This is a genomic window from Cyanobium gracile UHCC 0281, assembly GCF_034931305.1.
Taxonomy (GTDB): Bacteria; Cyanobacteriota; Cyanobacteriia; order PCC-6307; family Cyanobiaceae; genus Cyanobium; species Cyanobium gracile_A.
Genome location: NZ_JAYGHY010000010.1, coordinates 25,828 through 43,260, shown reverse-complemented (window position 1 = coordinate 43,260; position 17,433 = coordinate 25,828). Strand labels below are relative to the sequence as shown.

16 protein-coding genes are annotated in these 17,433 nt (G+C 68.8%); 9 read left to right on the top strand and 7 right to left on the bottom strand.

Annotation, left to right across the window (positions count from 1 at the left end; translation table 11 throughout):
• Positions 1-1,152 carry an acyl-CoA desaturase gene (locus tag VB739_RS05160; RefSeq protein WP_323356039.1) on the bottom strand — a complete coding sequence of 384 codons (1,152 nt, stop codon included), beginning with the start codon at positions 1,150-1,152 and terminating at the stop codon, positions 1-3.
• A gap of 69 nt (positions 1,153-1,221) precedes the next feature.
• Between VB739_RS05160 and VB739_RS05155 the strand changes: the two genes are divergently transcribed.
• The 5 genes from VB739_RS05155 (at position 1,222) to VB739_RS05135 (ending at position 5,338) form a co-directional block, all read left to right on the top strand.
• The gene (locus VB739_RS05155; protein WP_323356038.1) at positions 1,222-2,088 is read left to right on the top strand and encodes an SWIM zinc finger family protein; all 867 of its coding nucleotides are present in this window, start codon (positions 1,222-1,224) and stop codon (positions 2,086-2,088) included.
• Positions 2,089-2,311: 223 nt separating this feature from the next.
• The gene (locus VB739_RS05150) at positions 2,312-3,223 is read left to right on the top strand and encodes a DUF1194 domain-containing protein (protein ID WP_323356037.1); all 912 of its coding nucleotides are present in this window, start codon (positions 2,312-2,314) and stop codon (positions 3,221-3,223) included.
• A gap of 146 nt (positions 3,224-3,369) precedes the next feature.
• Entirely contained in the window at positions 3,370-4,248 is an 879-nt protein-coding gene (locus VB739_RS05145) for a hypothetical protein (protein WP_323356036.1), read from the top strand.
• A gap of 118 nt (positions 4,249-4,366) precedes the next feature.
• A complete protein-coding gene (locus tag VB739_RS05140; protein ID WP_416233302.1) occupies positions 4,367-4,813 on the top strand; it encodes an MEKHLA domain-containing protein in 447 nt (148 codons plus the stop codon).
• Between the two features lie 105 nt (positions 4,814-4,918).
• Positions 4,919-5,338, top strand: a complete 420-nt coding sequence (locus VB739_RS05135) for an Hsp20/alpha crystallin family protein (protein ID WP_323356035.1) — start codon at positions 4,919-4,921, stop codon at positions 5,336-5,338.
• A gap of 4 nt (positions 5,339-5,342) precedes the next feature.
• Here the strand turns inward: VB739_RS05135 and VB739_RS05130 are convergent, their stop codons facing one another.
• Positions 5,343-5,693, bottom strand: a complete 351-nt coding sequence (locus VB739_RS05130; RefSeq protein ID WP_323356034.1) for a PilZ domain-containing protein — start codon at positions 5,691-5,693, stop codon at positions 5,343-5,345.
• Positions 5,694-5,840: 147 nt separating this feature from the next.
• Here VB739_RS05130 and VB739_RS05125 point away from each other — a divergent pair, with 147 nt between their 5' ends.
• Both VB739_RS05125 and VB739_RS05120 read left to right on the top strand, forming a co-directional pair.
• Positions 5,841-7,619: a diflavin flavoprotein gene (locus VB739_RS05125; protein ID WP_323356033.1), complete on the top strand. Its 1,779-nt coding sequence runs from the start codon at positions 5,841-5,843 to the stop codon at positions 7,617-7,619.
• On the top strand, positions 7,619-9,436 hold the full coding sequence (locus tag VB739_RS05120) for a diflavin flavoprotein (RefSeq protein WP_323356032.1): 1,818 nt from the start codon (positions 7,619-7,621) through the stop codon (positions 9,434-9,436). Before VB739_RS05125 ends, VB739_RS05120 begins: the two co-directional genes overlap by 1 nt.
• A 9-nt stretch (positions 9,437-9,445) precedes the next feature.
• Here the strand turns inward: VB739_RS05120 and VB739_RS05115 are convergent, their stop codons facing one another.
• The 4 genes from VB739_RS05115 to VB739_RS05100 form a co-directional block, all read right to left on the bottom strand.
• Positions 9,446-9,679, bottom strand: a complete 234-nt coding sequence (locus VB739_RS05115; RefSeq protein WP_323356031.1) for a hypothetical protein — start codon at positions 9,677-9,679, stop codon at positions 9,446-9,448.
• 86 nt (positions 9,680-9,765) lie between these two features.
• Positions 9,766-12,702, bottom strand: coding sequence for an aminomethyl-transferring glycine dehydrogenase (gene gcvP, locus VB739_RS05110; RefSeq protein WP_323356030.1), 2,937 nt, complete (start codon positions 12,700-12,702; stop codon positions 9,766-9,768).
• Between the two features lie 38 nt (positions 12,703-12,740).
• Positions 12,741-13,130, bottom strand: a complete 390-nt coding sequence (gene gcvH / locus VB739_RS05105) for a glycine cleavage system protein GcvH (protein ID WP_323356029.1) — start codon at positions 13,128-13,130, stop codon at positions 12,741-12,743.
• 27 nt (positions 13,131-13,157) lie between these two features.
• Positions 13,158-14,432, bottom strand: a complete 1,275-nt coding sequence (locus VB739_RS05100) for an aminotransferase class I/II-fold pyridoxal phosphate-dependent enzyme (RefSeq protein ID WP_323356028.1) — start codon at positions 14,430-14,432, stop codon at positions 13,158-13,160.
• Positions 14,433-14,638: 206 nt separating this feature from the next.
• On the opposite strand from VB739_RS05100, the gene VB739_RS05095 reads away from it, so the two are divergent.
• Positions 14,639-15,517 carry an acyl-CoA desaturase gene (locus tag VB739_RS05095; RefSeq protein WP_323356059.1) on the top strand — a complete coding sequence of 293 codons (879 nt, stop codon included), beginning with the start codon at positions 14,639-14,641 and terminating at the stop codon, positions 15,515-15,517.
• On the opposite strand, the gene VB739_RS05090 is transcribed toward VB739_RS05095, so the two are convergent.
• On the bottom strand, positions 15,518-16,333 hold the full coding sequence (locus VB739_RS05090; RefSeq protein ID WP_323356027.1) for a hypothetical protein: 816 nt from the start codon (positions 16,331-16,333) through the stop codon (positions 15,518-15,520).
• 56 nt (positions 16,334-16,389) lie between these two features.
• Here VB739_RS05090 and VB739_RS05085 point away from each other — a divergent pair, with 56 nt between their 5' ends.
• Positions 16,390-17,406: an acyl-CoA desaturase gene (locus tag VB739_RS05085; RefSeq protein WP_323356026.1), complete on the top strand. Its 1,017-nt coding sequence runs from the start codon at positions 16,390-16,392 to the stop codon at positions 17,404-17,406.
• Positions 17,407-17,433 lie beyond the last annotated feature (27 nt).

Genomic DNA, 17,433 nt, shown 5'->3' with positions numbered 1-17,433 from the left:
TCAGCGGCTGACCAGCGCCGCCACCTCCGGCTCCCCCATCACCGGCAGCAGCACCGGCAGGGCCAGGGGGGCGGCGGCGGCAGGTTTCTGACCCATGCGGCGCAACCAGCGGTAGTGGGAAGCCACACCGGCCAGGAAGGAACGGTGGCTGCGGAAGGGCACACCGCAATCGCGGCAGGTCTGCTCGACGATGGCGGAGAGCTGGGGGTAGTGGACGTGGCAGATGCGGGGGAACAGGTGGTGTTCCACCTGGAAGTTCAGGCCCCCCAGCAACCAGCTCAGCAGGCCGTTGGAGCGGCTGAAATCCACTGTGGTGGCGAGTTGGTGGTCGGCCCAGGGACCCATGCCGGCGTCGGCGGCAGCAACGCCAGGGAAGTCGGCCTCCTCGACGCAGTGGGCCAGCTGGAACACCACGCTCAGCACGATCCCCTGCACCATCGCCGTCACCAGGTAGCAGCCGATCACCGCTGCGAAGGAATGGCGCTGCAACGGCAGGGCAAAGGCGAGGGAGAAGAAGATCACCTTGCCGCCGACGACCACCAGCCAGTCGGCCGCAGAGAGCGGGGGCAGGGAATGGTCACCGCGGCCCCGGCTGGCCAGGTCAACGAAGTCGTCGAAGAACTGCCACTTGATCGGCAGCATTCCGTAGAGGGGCCAGAGATAGAGGTGCTGCCAGCGGTGCCACCAGCGGTGAGGCTGGTGGGGCGAGAGACGTCCGATCAAGCCGAGATTGATGTCGTCGTCGTGGCCGGAGATGTTGGTGAAGGTGTGGTGCAGGCCGTTGTGCTTGTGGGCCCAGATCAGGGAACTGCCGCCCAGCAGGTCGAGCGTCATGGCGGCGGCCTTGTTGATCCAGCGGTGGCGCGAATAGGCACCGTGGCCACCGTCGTGCTGAATGTTGAAGCCGATGGCGGCGATCGCCAGGCCGAGACAGGCCGAGAGGGCCACAGCACCTGGCCAGCTGCTGACCTGGAAGACGAGCAAGGCGTAGGTGAGCACGAACCAGCCCAGGATCAGGGCCGATTTGACCACCATGGCCGGCGCATCGCGCCGATCCTGCCCGGTGGCCTCGAAGTGATCGTGAACCCTTGCCCTGAGAAGACTGTGAAAACCGTCGCCGGCGCCGAACGTGATGCGATTCAAGGACTCCACGCCCTGCGTCGGGCCAACCTAGGCCAGTGGGTCGGGTAGGCGTCAGGATGGGGGCCTGAGGCCGGCGGCATGACCAGCTCCTTCCCCGGCGCCAATGGCGCCATCACCACCCAGCTGGGCCAGCAGGGACTGGGTCAGCAGCCCTGGTGGGTGGAGCAGTGGATGGAGCTGATCCACTCCTACCGGTTCAAGAAGCGCCTGGAGCGCGCCTGGACCTACGCCCGCGAGGGCAACGTCGTCTCGATCCGCTTCGAGGGTCGCCGCGTCCATGCCCGGGTGCAGGGCACCGATCCAGACCCGTACAAGGTGAAGCTCTGGCTCGACGTGCTCAACGACGAGGACTGGGGCTATGTGCTTGAGGCCCTGAGCCAGAAGGCTCGCTGGTCGGCCCAGCTGCTGGCGGGAATCATGCCCGCTGACATCGAGCGCGCCTTCGCCGCCAGCGGCAAGCGGCTGTTCCCGTTCAAGCTCCAGGAGGTGCGCAGCGAGTGCAGCTGCCCCGACAAGGCGAATCCCTGCAAGCACATCAGCGCCGTCTACTACCTGATGGGGGATCGCTTCAGCGAGGACCCGTTCGTTCTGTTCCAGCTGCGGGGCCGCACCCGCAGCCAGTTGCTGGGCGATCTGGCCAAGCGCCGCCGGGAGGGGGTGGTGGCTCCGGTGGAGCACGCCCCCCATCCCACCCATCCCGCCATCGCCGATCCGGCCCGCTGGTGGCGCTACGACGCCCCACTCGATCCCGATCTGGTGGTGATCACGCCGGCCATGGAAGGGGAATCGGGCCTCGATGGCGCCGGCCCCCTGCCCCTGGCCGAGGAGCCCCGCTTCCCGGAGGCCAATGCGCTGTTTCTGGACACGCTCAAGGCCCATGGGGCCGGCATGGCCCAGCAGGCGATGGCGCGGGCGATGGCCACCGGCAACGACAGCGAAGGCTGAAGCCAGCGCCCAGCCGAACCGCACCGCTGCCTTCACCCCCGGACCAGGCCACCGGCGCCTTTAACCCTTTGTTAAGTTCGCGGCAAAAGGGTGAATATCCTTTCATCTAATGCTAACTTTCGACGGTTGGCCGCTCACCTCCTTGGAGGCCATGTGCACTGCCTGTCTTCAGGCAGTCTCCGGATTTCCGGAAAACCACAACGACCCCCCACTTTTCCGCGCCATGAGAACCACCCTCAAGCCCCTGCTCCGAGGAGGAGCGGCCGCCGCAGCCATCGCCATCACCCTGTTCGGCGGCGCCCAGCAGGCCAAGGCTGTCACCAACGTCTTCCAGGAGTTGTTCCTGTCGTTGGATGTCTCCGGCAGCATTAGCTCTTCCGATTACCGTACTTATATTGACGGTTACGCCAATGCCTTCAGCAATGCTGTCGTCCAAGAGCAGATCGCCAAGACCTTCAGCGGCGGGGGACTTGCCATTGCTGTAGGCCAATGGAGCACAACAGCATTTACACCTTCAATCAACTGGACTCATATTACTGATCAGGCATCCCTTAACAATTTTATTCTAGCCCTTAGGACCCCCCCTACCGGCCTTCCAGCAGTAAGGCTGCCACGTAAGGACGACAACGGCTTCACCTGCATTGATTGCGGCATGAAGGCCGCGATTGATTCTATTCTTGGGAACGATTACGTCTCCACTAGGCCTAACGGCACTGTGATTGACATATCGACAGATGGTGAACCAAACCGGACAATTGCCTCGCCTGGATCAAATCCTGGAAATCCAGCTATTTTAGCCAGTGTCGCCACCCAACGGTTACGCGCTGAAGCTGAAGGCATCATCATCAATGGATTGGCTGTTGATGCGAGCGGTACTACAGCCGAGGACTTCCTCTTGGCCAATGTGGTGACCGATGCCACCGCCAAGGCCAGTGCCGGCTTTGTGGAGGTCGCCAAAGGGTTTCCCGAATTTGAAGATGCCATCACCCGCAAGCTGATCCGCGAAGTGGGTCCTCAGCCCGGTCCTACCAATTCGGTCCCCGGCCCCCTGCCCGTCTTCGGTGCCGCCGCAGCCTTCGGCTTCTCCCGCAAGCTGCGCCGCCGCATCAACACTGCCAACTTCCACCAAGCCTGATTCCGCCCCCTGCAGTGGCTCCAGCCCGGCGTCATGCCGGGCTTTTTCATGGGTGGACTCTGGCCATCCGCTCGCCAATCGAACAACCTGAGCCCGTCCACACCTGAGGCCAGAGCCGCTCCTCCGGTGCTTTCTCTCCCTTCCCCATGAGCCCCCAAGCCGACCCCCAGTCCACGGCCGATCGCGATCCGGAAGCCCATCCGCGAGCGGGCAGGGAGGTGCCCCTGGCCGAAAACTACGTCGAGGAGGTCGCCCTCGCCCTCAACTGGGGGGCAATGCTGCTGTTCGTCCTGTTCCTGCTGGGGATCATCGCCGCGGCCTGGCCGGTGCGCCTGATCGATCCTCTCTGGCTTCAGGCCGTGAGCGACAAGCTGCTCGCTTCGGGGCCCATCGCCATGGTGGGCGCGGTGCTGCTGCTGCTCGCCAGGCTGATCGATCCCGACTCCCGCCCAATCGGGCGCCGTGTGGCGCTGCTGCGGCCCCTGAGCTTCTGGATCGCCTTTGGTTACCTGCTGCTAATCCCACTGCAGCTCTACAGCGGCATCAACCTGCTGCGCCAGTTCAGGGCCACCGACACCCGGGAACTGAGCGCCTACATCGCCACCACCAGGGCGATCGAAAGCGCCCGCACCTACGACGACATCCTCAAGGCCATGCGGCTGCTGCCCGGCCAGGCCCCGGCCCTGCCCGCCAGCATCAACGTCCCCCTGGACGTCGTTAAAACCAAGCTCAGCAACGACCTCAATCCCTTCATCAAGCGCTACCAGAACAGCGCCGATGCCATGGGCATGAAGCGGCTCAACGACTGGTTCGTGCAGCTGGCCAGGAACGTCATCGCCGCCCTGATGCTGTTCTTCACCTTCGCCGCGATCGGCAAGCGCTTCGCCTCCCAGCCCACCCTGCTGCAGAGCGTGCTCTCCGGCCGGGTGCTTTCCGCCTTCGGCAGCCGGCGCCATCAGGCCCCCCCGGAAATGGATGCAGCCATGCGGATGATGATGCCCGAGGACCACGATCCCCCCCGCTGAGGCCGGACCCATCCCAGCGCCCGATTCGCCCCCGTGGCTGAGCGCCGCCGCCGTCGCCACCGCCGGGAGCCTCATCCGGGGCCACCGGCTGGCGTTCGATCGGCCCCTGCTGGCCGGCGTGGAGAGCGGCCGCTCGCCGCTGCAGGCAGCCCAGGAACTGTTCGTGGCCACCACCGTGGTGCTGGCCCACGACGGCAGCGCCGATCCGCGTCTGATCTATGCCAACCGCGCGGCGCTGCTGCTCTGGCGCCGCCCCTGGAGCGCCATGGTGGGCCTGCCCTCCCGCCTCACCGCCGAACCAGCCGAACGGCAGAGCCGGGCCCTCGCCCTGGAGCAGGCCCGCCGCTGCGTGGCCCTGGAGGGCTACGCCGGCATCCGCATCGACAGCGACGGGCGGCGCTTCCGCATCGAGAAGGCCCGACTGTGGACCCTGCAGGATGGTGACGGCCAACCCTGCGGGCAGGCGGCCGCTTTCGCCACCTGGTGGTGGCTGCCGCAGGCCCCTGGCGGTTCTCCCCCTGCCGCTGGTGAAAGGGCCGAACCCGGTCGGGGGGACCGAACCTGAGCCATCGGTTCTCCCCCTCGGAGCACCCGGGCAAGGCGGGCACATTGACGGAGCGGGTGGTTCCTCACCCGGCCATCCCCGTCGCTCCCATCGGAAGCACCAACCATGCGCACGCTTCATCCTTCCCCCTTCGATCTGTTCGACCGGCTGGAGCAACAGCTGCAGACGGCCGAGCGGGTTCCCGCCGCCGAGATCCACGACACCGAAGCCAGCTACACGATCGCCCTGGAACTGCCTGGGGTCGACCGCTCCTCCATCGACGTGAAGGCCACCGACCGCTCCGTGATCATCACGGCCGAGCGCCGTGCCCCTCAGCCGGACGGAGAAACCTCCAGCTCAGCTGAGGGCCGCCGACCCGCTCCCCTGCTGAGCGAATTCCGCTACGGAACCTGGAGCCGCAGCTTCCGCTTCCCCGGCGGCATCCAGCGGGACGCCCTCGAAGCCCACTACCGCGATGGGCTGCTCACCGTGACGGCACCCAAGGCGCAGTCCCTGACGACGGTCAGCGTGACGGTGGCCGGCTGAGGCCTCAGGCCTCGTGGCGGTCGGCGGAATCGAGGGAGAGGCCAATCACCGAGATGTACATGGTGGCTTCGATCCACCGCACGGTGCCTCTCAGGTCGTAAGTCTCTCCCTCCCCGTCACCCACCACCAAGGCGCAGCTCTGACCAACCGTGAGCGCGTGTCCCGCCGCCAGAGCGATCTTCATGCCATCCACGCTCAGGTCGAGCACCTCTCCGAAAATCCCCTCGCATGAACCGGGGTCCGTCAGGTGCAGGCGGGCCGTGGCCAGCCCGGTCGGGGGCTTGAAACGATCGGAACGGGAGGCTTCCTGAAGACGCCGTTCCAGGCGGCGAAACGCCTCCCGAAACCGCTCCAAATCTCCAGTGGCCACAAATCAGCTCATCGACGGTTTTTATCTGCTTCATTGTCCACCGTTCGGCAAGGGGCCTGCCACTTCCGCGACTACATCGAAAGAGACACCGTCCTGCCTACAGTCACAGGCCTGCGGAAGGAGTCTGACCCGATGAGCAGCAGCACCGCCAGCGCCCCACCCTCCCCGCCGCAGACGGCGGAGCCGCGCCTCAGCCTTCAGTGCGAACCGATCGCGGCCGACACCACGGCGATCCGCTCCCTCGACTGGGACCGCAGTCGCTTCGACATCGAATTCGGCCTGCGCAACGGCACCACCTACAACGCCTTCCTGGTGCGGGGCGAGCGCACGGCCCTGGTCGACACCAGCCACGCCAAGTTCCGTGACACCTGGATCCCCCTGCTGGAGGGTCTGATCGACCCCACCGCGATCGACCACCTGATCGTCTCCCACACCGAGCCTGACCATTCCGGCCTGATCGGCGATCTGATCGACCGCCACCCGGACATCGAGATCGTCGGCTCCAAGGTGGCGATCCAGTTCCTCCAGGACCAGGTGCATCGTCCCTTCCGCAGCCGAGCCGTCAAGAGCGGTGACGAGCTCGACCTGGGGGTGAATCCCGACAGCGGCGTGGCCCATCGCTTCAGCTTCCTCAGCGCCCCCAACCTGCACTGGCCGGACACGATCTTTTCGTTCGATCACGGCACCGGCCTCCTCTACACCTGCGACGCCTTCGGACTGCATTACTGCTCCGACGACCTGTTCGATGTTGATCCGGGGGCCATCGCGCCGGACTTCCGCTTCTACTACGACTGCCTGATGGCCCCCAACGCCCGCAGCGTGCTGCAGGCCCTCAAGCGCATGGAGGGGCTGCCGGAGATCACCACGATCGCCGTGGGCCATGGCCCCCTGCTGCGGGAGCATCTGCCGCTCTGGGTGGGCGACTACCGCGACTGGAGCGGCCAGCGCAGCGCCGGGGAGGCCTACGCGGCCGTCTGCTACCTGAGCCAGTACGGCTTCTGCGATCGGCTCAGCCAGGCCATCGCCCGGGGGGTGGGCAAGGCCTCCGGCCAGGTGCAGCTCGTCGACCTGCGCGGCACCGACGCCCAGGAGCTCGCCGCCCTGATCGGCGAGGCCAGCGCCGTGGTGGTTCCCACCTGGCCGGCCTCCCCCGATCCCGAGCTGCAGACGGCCATCGGCACCCTGCTGGCCGCCCTGCATCCCAAGCAGTGGGTGGGGTGCTACGACGCCTTCGGCGGCAACGACGAACCGATCGACACCCTGGCCGGCCAGCTGCGCAACCTGGGCCAGAAATGGGCCTTCGAGCCCCTGCGCATTCGCCAGGTGCCGAGCGGCGCCGACTACCAGCGCTGCGAGGAGGCCGGCACCGACCTGGGCCAGCTGCTCACCAAAGCCAAGACCATCGCCGCGATGAAGTCCATCGATGGGGATCTGGACAAGGCCCTGGGGCGCCTCAGCGGTGGGCTCTACATCGTCACGGCCCGCCAGGACGACGAGGCCGGCAGCCGCAGCAGCGCCATGGTGGCCAGCTGGGTGAGCCAGGCGAGTTTCGACCCCCCGGGACTCACGGTGGCCGTCGCCAAAGACCGGGCCATCGAGGCCCTGATGCAGGTGGACGATCGCTTCGTGCTCAACGTGCTGCGGGAGGACAACCACCAGCCGCTGCTGCGCCATTTCCTGCGCCGGTTCCCACCGGGGGCCGACCGCTTCGCCGGGGTGTCCATCCTCGAGGGCGTGGCCGCCGGCGGCCCTGTGCTGGGGGATGCCCTCGCCTACCTGGGCTGCCGGGTGACCCAGCGCATGGAGGGGCCCGACCACTGGATCATCTACGCGGTGGTGGAAGAGGGCAACGTGGCCGACACCACCGCCGCCACGGCCGTGCACCACCGCAAGGTGGGCAACCACTACTGATGACCTCCTCTCCCAGCGCGACCGATCGGCGCGTCATCACCCTGCCGGTGGAACCCGGCCTGATCTGCCTGCGCGGCCTCAGCCCCAGGCGCCTGCGCTTTGAGGTGGAATACGGCCTCGAGCGCGGCACCACCGCCAACAGCTTCCTCTTTGAGCCCGGCGCCGCTGGAGGCGCCCCGGTGCTGGTGCATCCACCGGGGGCCTCCTTCGCCGAACCCTTCCTGGGGCAGCTGGCCCAACTGGTGCCGGCCGACGCCCCCCTCAAGGTGGTGGTGAGCCACCTCAACCCCAACCGGGTGGCCCTGCTGAAGCAGCTGGCGACGGGCTGGCCCGCCACAGTGCTGGTGGCCTCCAACCCTGGCGCCCAGGTGCTGGGCGAACTGTGGGAGCAGCAGCGGCCAGGCCCGGGGGGTGAGGCCGCCGCCCCAGCCGACGCCGTGCCCCTGCCCACCATCGAGGTGGTCAAGCAGGAAACCAGCCGCACCCTTTCCAGCGGCCATGAACTCACCCTGATCCCCACCCCCACCCCCCGCTGGCCCGGGGGCCTGATGGCCTTCGAGGCCAGCACCGGGCTGCTGATGAGCGGCAAGTTCTTCGCCGCCCACCTCTGCACCGAGGACTTCGCCGAAGCGAGTCGCAGCAGCACCGAGGAGGACCGCCGCTACTACTACGACTGCCTGATGGCGCCGATGGCCCGCCAGGTGGAGACGGTCGTCGACCGCCTCGATGAACTACCGATCCGCACGATCGCCCCGGGCCATGGACCCGCCATCGCCCAGAGCTGGCGCAGCCTGCTGGCCGACTATCGCCGCTGGGGCGAAAGCCAGGAGAAGGCCAGCCTGTCGGTGGCGCTGCTCTATGCGAGCGCCTACGGCAACACCGCGGCCATCGCCGATGCCCTGTCCCAGGGGGTGGCCCGCAGTGGCGTGCGGGTGGAGAGCATCAACTGTGAATTCGCGCCGCCGGAACAGCTGCTGGAGGCGATCCACACCTGCGACGCCCTGCTGATTGGCTCCCCCACCCTCGGCGGCCATGCACCCACCCCGATCGTCTCGGCCCTCGGCACCGTGCTGGCCGAAGGCGACCGGGCCAAGCCGGTGGGGGTGTTCGGCAGTTTCGGCTGGAGCGGCGAGGCCATCGACCTGCTCGAAAGCAAGCTCCGCGACGGCGGCTTCCAGTTCGCCTTCGATCCGATCCGGATCAAGTTCAGTCCCGATCTGGCCACCCTGCGCACCCTGGAGGAAACCGGCACCGCCCTGGGCCGCCGCCTGCGCAGCCAGCATCGCCAGACCCAGCGGCGCAGCACCGGCGGAGGCCTGAGCGAGAGCCGCACCAACCCGGCGATTCAGGCCCTCGGCCGCGTGGTGGGTGCCTTGTGCGTGGTGCTCGCCCGCAAAGGGGATGGTCCTGAGGCCATCGGTGGCGCGATGGTGGCCAGCTGGGTCAGCCAGGCCAGCTTCAGCCCCCCCGGCTTCACCGTCGCCGTGGCCAAGGATCGGGCGATGGAGAGCCTGCTGCACGTGGGGGACAGCTTCTGCCTCAACGTGCTGGCGGCCGGGAAGGAAAGCGGACCGATGAAACGGTTCCTGCAGCCCTTCCCCCCGGGGGCCGATCGTCTGGCGGGCCTGGATCTGGACGCCACCCCAAGCGGCCAACCCCTGCTGCCGGAGGCCCTGGCCTGGCTGGAAGCCAGGGTGAGCCAGCGAATGGAATGCGGCGACCACTGGCTGCTCTACGCCGAAGCCCTCAGCGGCGACCTGCTGGATCCGGCCGCCACCACCGCCGTTCACCAGCGGCGCAGCGGCGCCAACTACTGAGCCGCTGGCCTAGGCCGCCTGGGGCGGCGTGGGCGACCCGCCACCGCCCGCCTGGAAGGGAAGGACGAGGGTGGCCCAGTGGTCGGGCCGTTCGGGACGACTGCGCCGGGCCCGGCGCACCCCGAAGGGCACCCGCACCACGTTGGTGCCATCCACCCGTTGGCTGGCCTCCGGCAGACCGGGCACAAGGGCACCCGGGCCCGGCTCACCACCTGAGTTGTCGTTGCCGTTCATGAACCCCATGACAATGAAAGGCTGTTGCCATCGCTGTTAGGAGATGGCACAGCAATGATGCGCCATGGCGGGGGGAAAAGGTACCGGCGGAACACTCAGGCGGCCAGTTCGGGAATTGCCACCTCTTCCACGCTCGGGCAGGTGCAGACGAGGTTCCGATCGCCGAAGGCATTGTCGATGCGGGCGACCGCCGGCCAGAACTTGGCCTGCCGCTGTTCCTCCCCGGCGGGGAAGGCGGCCTCACTGCGGCTGTAGGCCCGCTCCCAGCAGTCGGCGGTGACCGCCGCCAGGGTGTGGGGAGCCTGCTTGAGCGGGTTGTCGAGGGGGTCGGCGGCCCCGGTTTCGATCGCCCAGGCCTCACGGCGGATCCCCTCCATCGCCGCACAGAAGCGATCGATCTCCTGCAGCGATTCGCTTTCGGTGGGCTCCACCATCACCGTGCCGGCCACGGGCCAGCTGACGGTGGGGGCATGGAAGCCGTAGTCCATCAGCCGCTTGGCCAGATCATCCACCTCCAGGCCGCAGCTGCGCTTGAGGGGCCGCAGATCGAGGATGCACTCATGGGCCACCCGGCCGCCGCGGCCGCGGTAGAGCACGGGGAAATGGGGCTCGAGTCGCTCGGCGATCACGTTGGCCGCCAGCAGGGCCACCTGGCTTGCGGTGCGCAGGCCCGACCCCCCCATCATGCGGATGTACATCCAGCTGATCGGCAGGATGCCGGCACTGCCCAGAGGCGCCGCCGACACCGGGCCGATCGCCTGGCGGCCTGCGGCGGCGTCCAGGGGATGGGAGGGCAGGAAGGGCACCAGGTGGGCCGCCACGCCGATCGGACCCACCCCGGGGCCACCGCCGCCATGGGGGATGCAGAAGGTCTTGTGGAGGTTGAGATGGCAGACGTCGGCGCCGTAGAGCCCCGGTTTGCAGAGCCCCACCTGGGCGTTGAGGTTGGCCCCATCCAGATACACCTGGCCGCCGTGGTCGTGAACGACCTGGCAGATGCGGCGGATGCCCGTTTCGAACACCCCGTGGGTGGAGGGGTAGGTGACCATCACGGCCGCCAGGTTGGCGGCGTGGGCAGCGGCCTTGGCCTCCAGGTCGGCGATGTCGATGTTGCCGTGGCTGTCGCAGGCCACCGCCACCACCCGCATGCCGGCCATCACGGCGCTGGCGGGATTGGTGCCGTGGGCGCTGGTGGGGATCAGGCACACCTGCCGGTGGCCCTCCCCCCGGCTGCGGTGCCAGGCCCGGATCACCATCAGGCCGGCATACTCCCCCTGGGAGCCGGCATTCGGCTGCAGCGACACCCCCGCAAAGCCGGTGATCGCCCCCAGCCAGGCCTCCAGATCCGCCGCCAGGGCGGCGTAGCCGCCGGTCTGGTCGGCGGGGGCGAACGGATGCATCTGGGCGAAGGCCGGCCAGCTCACCGGCGCCAGTTCGGCGGCGGCGTTGAGCTTCATGGTGCAACTGCCCAACGGGATCATTCCGTGGACGAGCGAGAGATCCTTGCTCACCAGGCGCTGGATGTAGCGCAGCAGCTCCGTCTCGCTGCGGTAGCGATGGAACACCTCCTGGCGCAGCCAGGGGCGTTCCCGCCTGGGCACGCCCTCGAGCAGCTCCGCCAGGGGCTTGCCCTCCAGGGCAACCAGGCCGGCCTGGAGGGCCGTGCGCGCCTCGGCGGCGGCGGCGGGGTCCGCCGCCAGGACCTCCAGCAGGGTGGCCAGTTCCTCAGGGGTGGAGAGTTCATCGAGGCTGATCGCCAGGGCCACCTCTCCGTCGTCGCCACGGATCCCGCAGCGCAGGTTGAAGCCGGCGGCCACGGCCTTTTGGCGCAGGGCGTTCGCGGCGGTGGTGCGCAGCACCACGGTGTCGAAGGCCGCCCCTGGTTCGGTCGCCAAGCCCAGGGCCGCCAGCCCCAGCACCAGCCCCTGGCGCAGCACCAGAAGGCGACGGGCGATGGCTTCGAGGCCATCAGGGCCGTGGTGCACGGCATAGAAGCTCGCCATCACCGCGAGCAGGACCTGGGCCGTGCAGATGTTGCTGGTGGCCTTGTCGCGACGGATGTGCTGCTCCCGGGTCTGGAGGGCCAGACGCAGCGCCGGATTCCCTTCGGCGTCCTTCGACTGCCCCACCAGGCGGCCCGGGATCTGACGCTTGAAGTCCTCCCGGGTGGCGAAGAAGGCCGCGTGGGGACCGCCGAACCCCATCGGCACGCCATAGCGCTGCAGGCTGCCAACGGCGATGTCGGCGCCCAGCTCACCCACCGGGGCCAGAAGCGCCTGGGCCAGGGGATCAACGGCCACCGTGCTGATCACCGCGCCGGAGCGGGCCGCCGCCAGCAGCGCCGAGGGGTCCCAGAGCCGGCCCCCGACCCCGGGCAGCTGCAGCAGCAGGCCGAACACGTCCTCGCCCAGCACCCCATCGGGACCGTTGGCGGCGGCTTCGGCGTCGAAGATCTCGATCTCGATCCCCAGGGGTTCGGCCCGGGTCTGGAGCACGGCCAGGGTCTGGGGGAAAACAGCCCGGTCGACCAGAAAACGGCGGGCCCCCTGCCGGGGGCTGACCGCCGCCGCCATCGCCATCGCTTCGGCGGCGGCGGTGGCCTCATCCAGCAACGAAGCATTGGCGATGGGCAACCCCGTCAGCTCACTGACCAGGGTCTGGAAGTTCAGCAGAGCTTCCAGGCGGCCTTGGGCGATTTCCGCCTGGTAGGGGGTGTAGGCGGTATACCAGCAGGGGTTTTCCAGCACGTGGCGCTGGATCAGGGCCGGCGTCGCCGTGCCGTGATAACCGAGCCCGATCAGGCTGCGCAGCACCCGGTTGCGGGAAGCCAGTCCAGCCAGTTCCGCCAGGGCCTCCGCCTCCGAGCAGGGGAGCGGCAGGCCGATCTCGGCGTCGGCCGCCGTCAGCAGGATGTCAGCGGGAACGACCTCGGCCGCCAGCTGATCGAGGGAGCCCAGGCCGAGCTCCACCAGCATCCGTTGCTGATCCTCGGAATCCGGACCCAGATGCCGGACCAGGAAGGAGGCGGACACGGGCGTTCGGGCTGGAGGTGGCGGGATCCTAAGGACAATCAGCCCGCCTGCACCTTGGCCCCGTAGGTGGCGGCATCCATCAGCGCCTCCAGTTCATCAGGCGCGCCGAGCCGCACCACCAGCAGCCAGCCTTCCCCATAGGGATCGTTCTGAAGCTCCTCGGGGCTGGCCAGCACCGCCTCGTTGCGGGCCTCCACCGTGCCGCTCACCGGGGCCATCAGATCCTCCACCGCCTTGACCGATTCGACGCTGCCGAAGCTGGTGCCGCGCGCCAACGCTGCCCCCACAGCCGGTAACTCGACAAAAACGATGTCACCGAGTTGATCGACGGCAAAGGAGCTGATGCCAAGGCGCACCAGGTCACCCTCCGGGCGCACGTACTCGTGGCTTTCGGAATAGCGGCAGTCGTCGGGGAAGGAGTGCGCCAAGGCCGGTGGAGTGCGGGGGAGGCCGCCTCAGTCTGCCTGCGGTAGGGACGTCAGGGCGGCCAGGGCCCGCTCCAGGGCCAGGGCCACATGGCCGTGGTGGGTACCGCCCTGGGCGTAGAGCACGTACGGCTCCCGCAGCGGGCCATCGGCGGAGAACTCGCTGGTGCTGCCGTCGATGAACGTGCCCCCAGCCATGACCAGATCACTGGCGTAGCCCGGCATGGGGGCCGGCACCGGATCCAGGTAGGCCCCCACAGGAGACAGCTGCTGGAACGCCCGGCAGACGGCGATGAGCCGATCGGGATGGCCGAGCCGAACCGCCTGGATCACGTCGCTGCGCTGGGCACCGGGGGCGGGGTTCACCGCATAGCCCAGGCCACTGAACACCTCAGCCACCAGGTCGGCGCCGATCAGGGCCTCGGCCACCATCTGGGGGGCCAGGAACAATCCCTGGAACAGCAGCCGGTACTGATCGAACCCCGTGCCCCCCTCGCTGCCGATGCCCGGGGCGGTGAGCCGGCAGCAGGCCATCTCCACCAGCTCCTGGCGGCCGGCCACATAGCCCCCCGTCGGCGCGATGGTGCCGCCGAGGTTCTTGATCAGGGATCCGGCGATCAGGTCGGCCCCCACGGCGGTGGGTTCCAGCTCCTGCACCAGTTCGCCGTAGCAGTTGTCGACGAAGCAGACGCAATCGGGCTGAAGCGCCTTGACCCGTTCACAGAGGCGCCCGATGCTGGCCACAGGCAAGGAGGGGCGCCAGCTGTAGCCGCAGCTGCGCTGGATCAGCACCATCCGCGTCTGGGGGGCGAGGGCGTCCTCCAGTGCCGCGTCATCGACCTCTCCGGCCTCGGTGAGGGGCAGCTCGTCGTAGCGGATGCCGAACTCCGCGAGAGATCCCTGGCCCGTGCCCCGCAGCCCGATCACCTCTTCGAGGGTGTCGTAGGGGCGGCCGGTGAGCGCCAGCAGCCGGTCCCCCGGCCGCAGCACCCCGAACAGGGCGGCAGTGATGGCATGGGTGCCGCTGACGAACTGCAGCCGCACGGCGGCGGCTTCGGCCTGCAGCACCCGCGCGAACACCCGATCCAGCACCTCCCGGCCCAGGTCGCCGTGGCCGTAACCGCTGACCGAGGCGAAGTGGTGCACCCCAAGGCGTTCGGCGGCGAAGGCCTCCAGCACCCGCGCCAGGCGGGGCCGCACGGCGGCCGTGCGGCGGGCGGCCATCGGAGCGAGCCGCTCCAGGGCAGCGGCAACCCTGTCGACAGGACCAGCCTCCTCACCCAGGCCTGGAAGAACTTGCTCCAACGCCCTGGGGCCAGCAGGGATCACTCTGCCATCGCTGCCGTGGGTCAGGATGGGGGGTGGCATCCCCGCTCACACCCGCCCCACCACTGGAGACACGCTTGGTCGCACGATCCGAAGCCTTCCGATCCGGCCAGAGCGCCGAAACCGTGCGCGTCACCCGACAGGAACCCAGCCACTCGCGCAAGAAAGCCCAGCTGCTGGCGGCCATGGAGGGTCCCAGGCCGCCCCTGCCGGCCACCCAGCGCAAGTTCAAGACCGGCACCACCGGCTTCATGCTGGCCATCCACGTGGGGGCTGTCTTCGCCCTGCTGCCGCGCTTCTGGAGCCTGCAGGGGGTGATCGTGCTGGCGGTTCTGTACTGGGCCACGGTGCTGGGGGTGACCCTGGGGCTGCACCGGCTGGTGGCGCATCGGGGCTTCGAAGCCCCCCGCTGGGTGGAGCGGCTGCTGGTGCTGATGGGCACCCTGGCCTGCCAGAGCGGCCCGATCGAATGGGTGGGGCTGCACCGCCACCACCACCTCTTCTCCGACCAGCCCAACGATCACCACGACGCCGCCCGGGGTCTGTGGTGGGCCCACAGCGAGTGGATGCTGCACAAGATCCCGGCCCTCACCGAGATCCACCGCTTCACCGGCGACATGGAGAAGGATCCCTTCTACCGCTGGCTGGATCGCTGGTTCCTGCTGCTGCAACTGCCCCTGGGGGCCGGCCTCTACTGGTACGGCAACTGGGCCGGCGTTCCTGGCGGCGGCCTGGGGCTGGTGCTCTGGGGCATTCCCCTGCGCCTGGTGCTCGTGTATCACGTCACCTGGCTGGTGAATTCCGCCACCCACGCCTTCGGCTACCGCAACTTCGACTGCCCCGACCGCTCCCGCAACTGCTGGTGGGTGGCCCTGCTCACCTTCGGTGAGGGCTGGCACAACAACCACCACGCCTACCCCCACTCGGCCCGTCACGGGCTGCGCTGGTTCGAGTTCGACATCACCTGGCAGCACATCCGCGCCCTGCGGGCCCTGGGCCTGGCCAGGCGCGTCCGCATCGCCCCTGTGTTCGGCCACCGCGGCGACGCACCCGCCAGCGCCTGATCAGCGCGTCGCCGGGTCGGTCGTCGTCGGGATCGCCGCCCCGATCTCCCGGCGAATGGCGGCGGCCAGGTCGTCGGGCGCCTGCACGGCCCCTTCCCCCTGCAGCCGAAGGGCCCGCTGGCGCAGCAGCTCCAGGAAGCGGTCAGGGCCCAGTTCCTCCTCCCCCGCCGCCCCCAGGGCCGCCAGGGTGCGACGCAGTTCCGGCAGTTCGGCATCGAGTTCCACCGCCGTGTAGTCGCGCTGCCCGGCGATCACCTCGGCAAAGCGCTCCCGCCGCTGGCGCTTGGCCACCGGATAGGCCGCCATCAACCGGTCGCGGCAATCACGCCAGGGCCGGCCGGCGGTGAGCAGCTGGGCCAGGGCGGCGCTGAGCCCCCCGGCTTCGGCGTCGGCGATGCGCAGATCGAAGCTGGCCGGCGGCTGGCGGAAGCCCACGAACACCTCCAGCAGGGCACCGGGCCCCAGCACCCGCTGGCGCTCGTCTCGCACCGGCAAGGCTGAGCTGCAGAGGGCCTCGAAGAGCTCGGGGTGGGCCGCCAGCAAGGTGCGCGCCGACAGCGGCTCCAACCGACCTTCGGGGGCCTGGGCGTCAAGCCAGAGGTTCACGCTCCCCAGGGCCAGGAACACCTCCGGGCCCGGTGAGGCCAGCTTGCCGTTGCGCAGCATCGAGAGCTGGGAGTTGTGCACCCGACCCAGGTCGAGGGCCTCGGCCAGCATCGGCAGCACCCGGTGGGACCAGCCGTTGCGCTCGTGCCAGACGCGGATCAGGTGGGCGAAGGCGACGCGACCAGATACGAGTTCGTCTCGATACCCCACTCGATCAGGATTCGTATTGCTACCATCTTAGTCACTCATCAGGAGCCCGGTCCTCTATGGCCGTCACCCCCCTCTCCCGCCCCGCCATCCCGCCAGCTGCCCCCTCCGGCAGCCGCCGCGAGGCCGGCACCAAAGCCCGCCACACCCGGCGCCCCGCCACCATCAACCAGGGGGCCGATGCCCTGGTCCGTGCCCGGGCCCTGCACGAGCCCCGCCGCGGAGAACCCCGTGGCGTCTCCCCCAAGGGCACCCGCTGGGGCACGATCGGCTTCATGGTCCTGATCCACATCCTGGCGGTGGTGGCCCTGCTGCCCCGCTTCTGGAGCCTGGAGGCCGTCGGTGCCCTGCTGGTGATGTACTGGGTCACCGCCTGCCTGGGCGTCACGATCGGCTACCACCGCCTGCTCAGCCACCGCTCCTTCCGCGTGCCCCTCTGGCTGGAGCGCTTTTTCGCCACCTGCGGCGCCCTCAGCTGCCAGCACGGCCCGATCGACTGGGTCGGCCTGCACCGCCACCACCACAAGTTTTCCGATACGGAAGCGGATCACCACGACAGCAACAAGGGCTTCTGGTGGGCCCACATGACCTGGATGTTTGAGGAGATCCCCGCCATGGCCGCCGTGCCTCGGCTCACCGGCGACCTGGCCACCGACCCTTACTACCGCTGGCTGAACAAGGGCTTCCTGCTGCTCCAGGTGCCCCTGGGCCTGCTGCTGTTCTGGATCGGCAGCGTCACCGGCGCCGGCGGCTGGGCCCTGGTGCTGTGGGGCATTCCCCTGCGTCTGGTGATCGTCTACCAGTGCACCTGGCTGGTGAATTCCGCCACCCATCTGTGGGGAGAGTCCGTCCACGACAGCGGCGACAAGTCGAAGAACAACCCCTGGGTGGCCGCGCTCACCTTCGGTGAGGGCTGGCACAACAACCACCACGCCTTCCCCCATTCCGCCCGCCATGGCTTCGGCCCCCGCCAGTTCGACCTCACCTGGCAGCACATCCGTCTGATGCGGGCCCTGGGCCTGGCCACCCGCGTCCGCCTGCCCCGGGCGGCGGCCCCCACCAGCGCCATGTCGTAGGCTGGCCGATCGGATTTCAGATGGCTC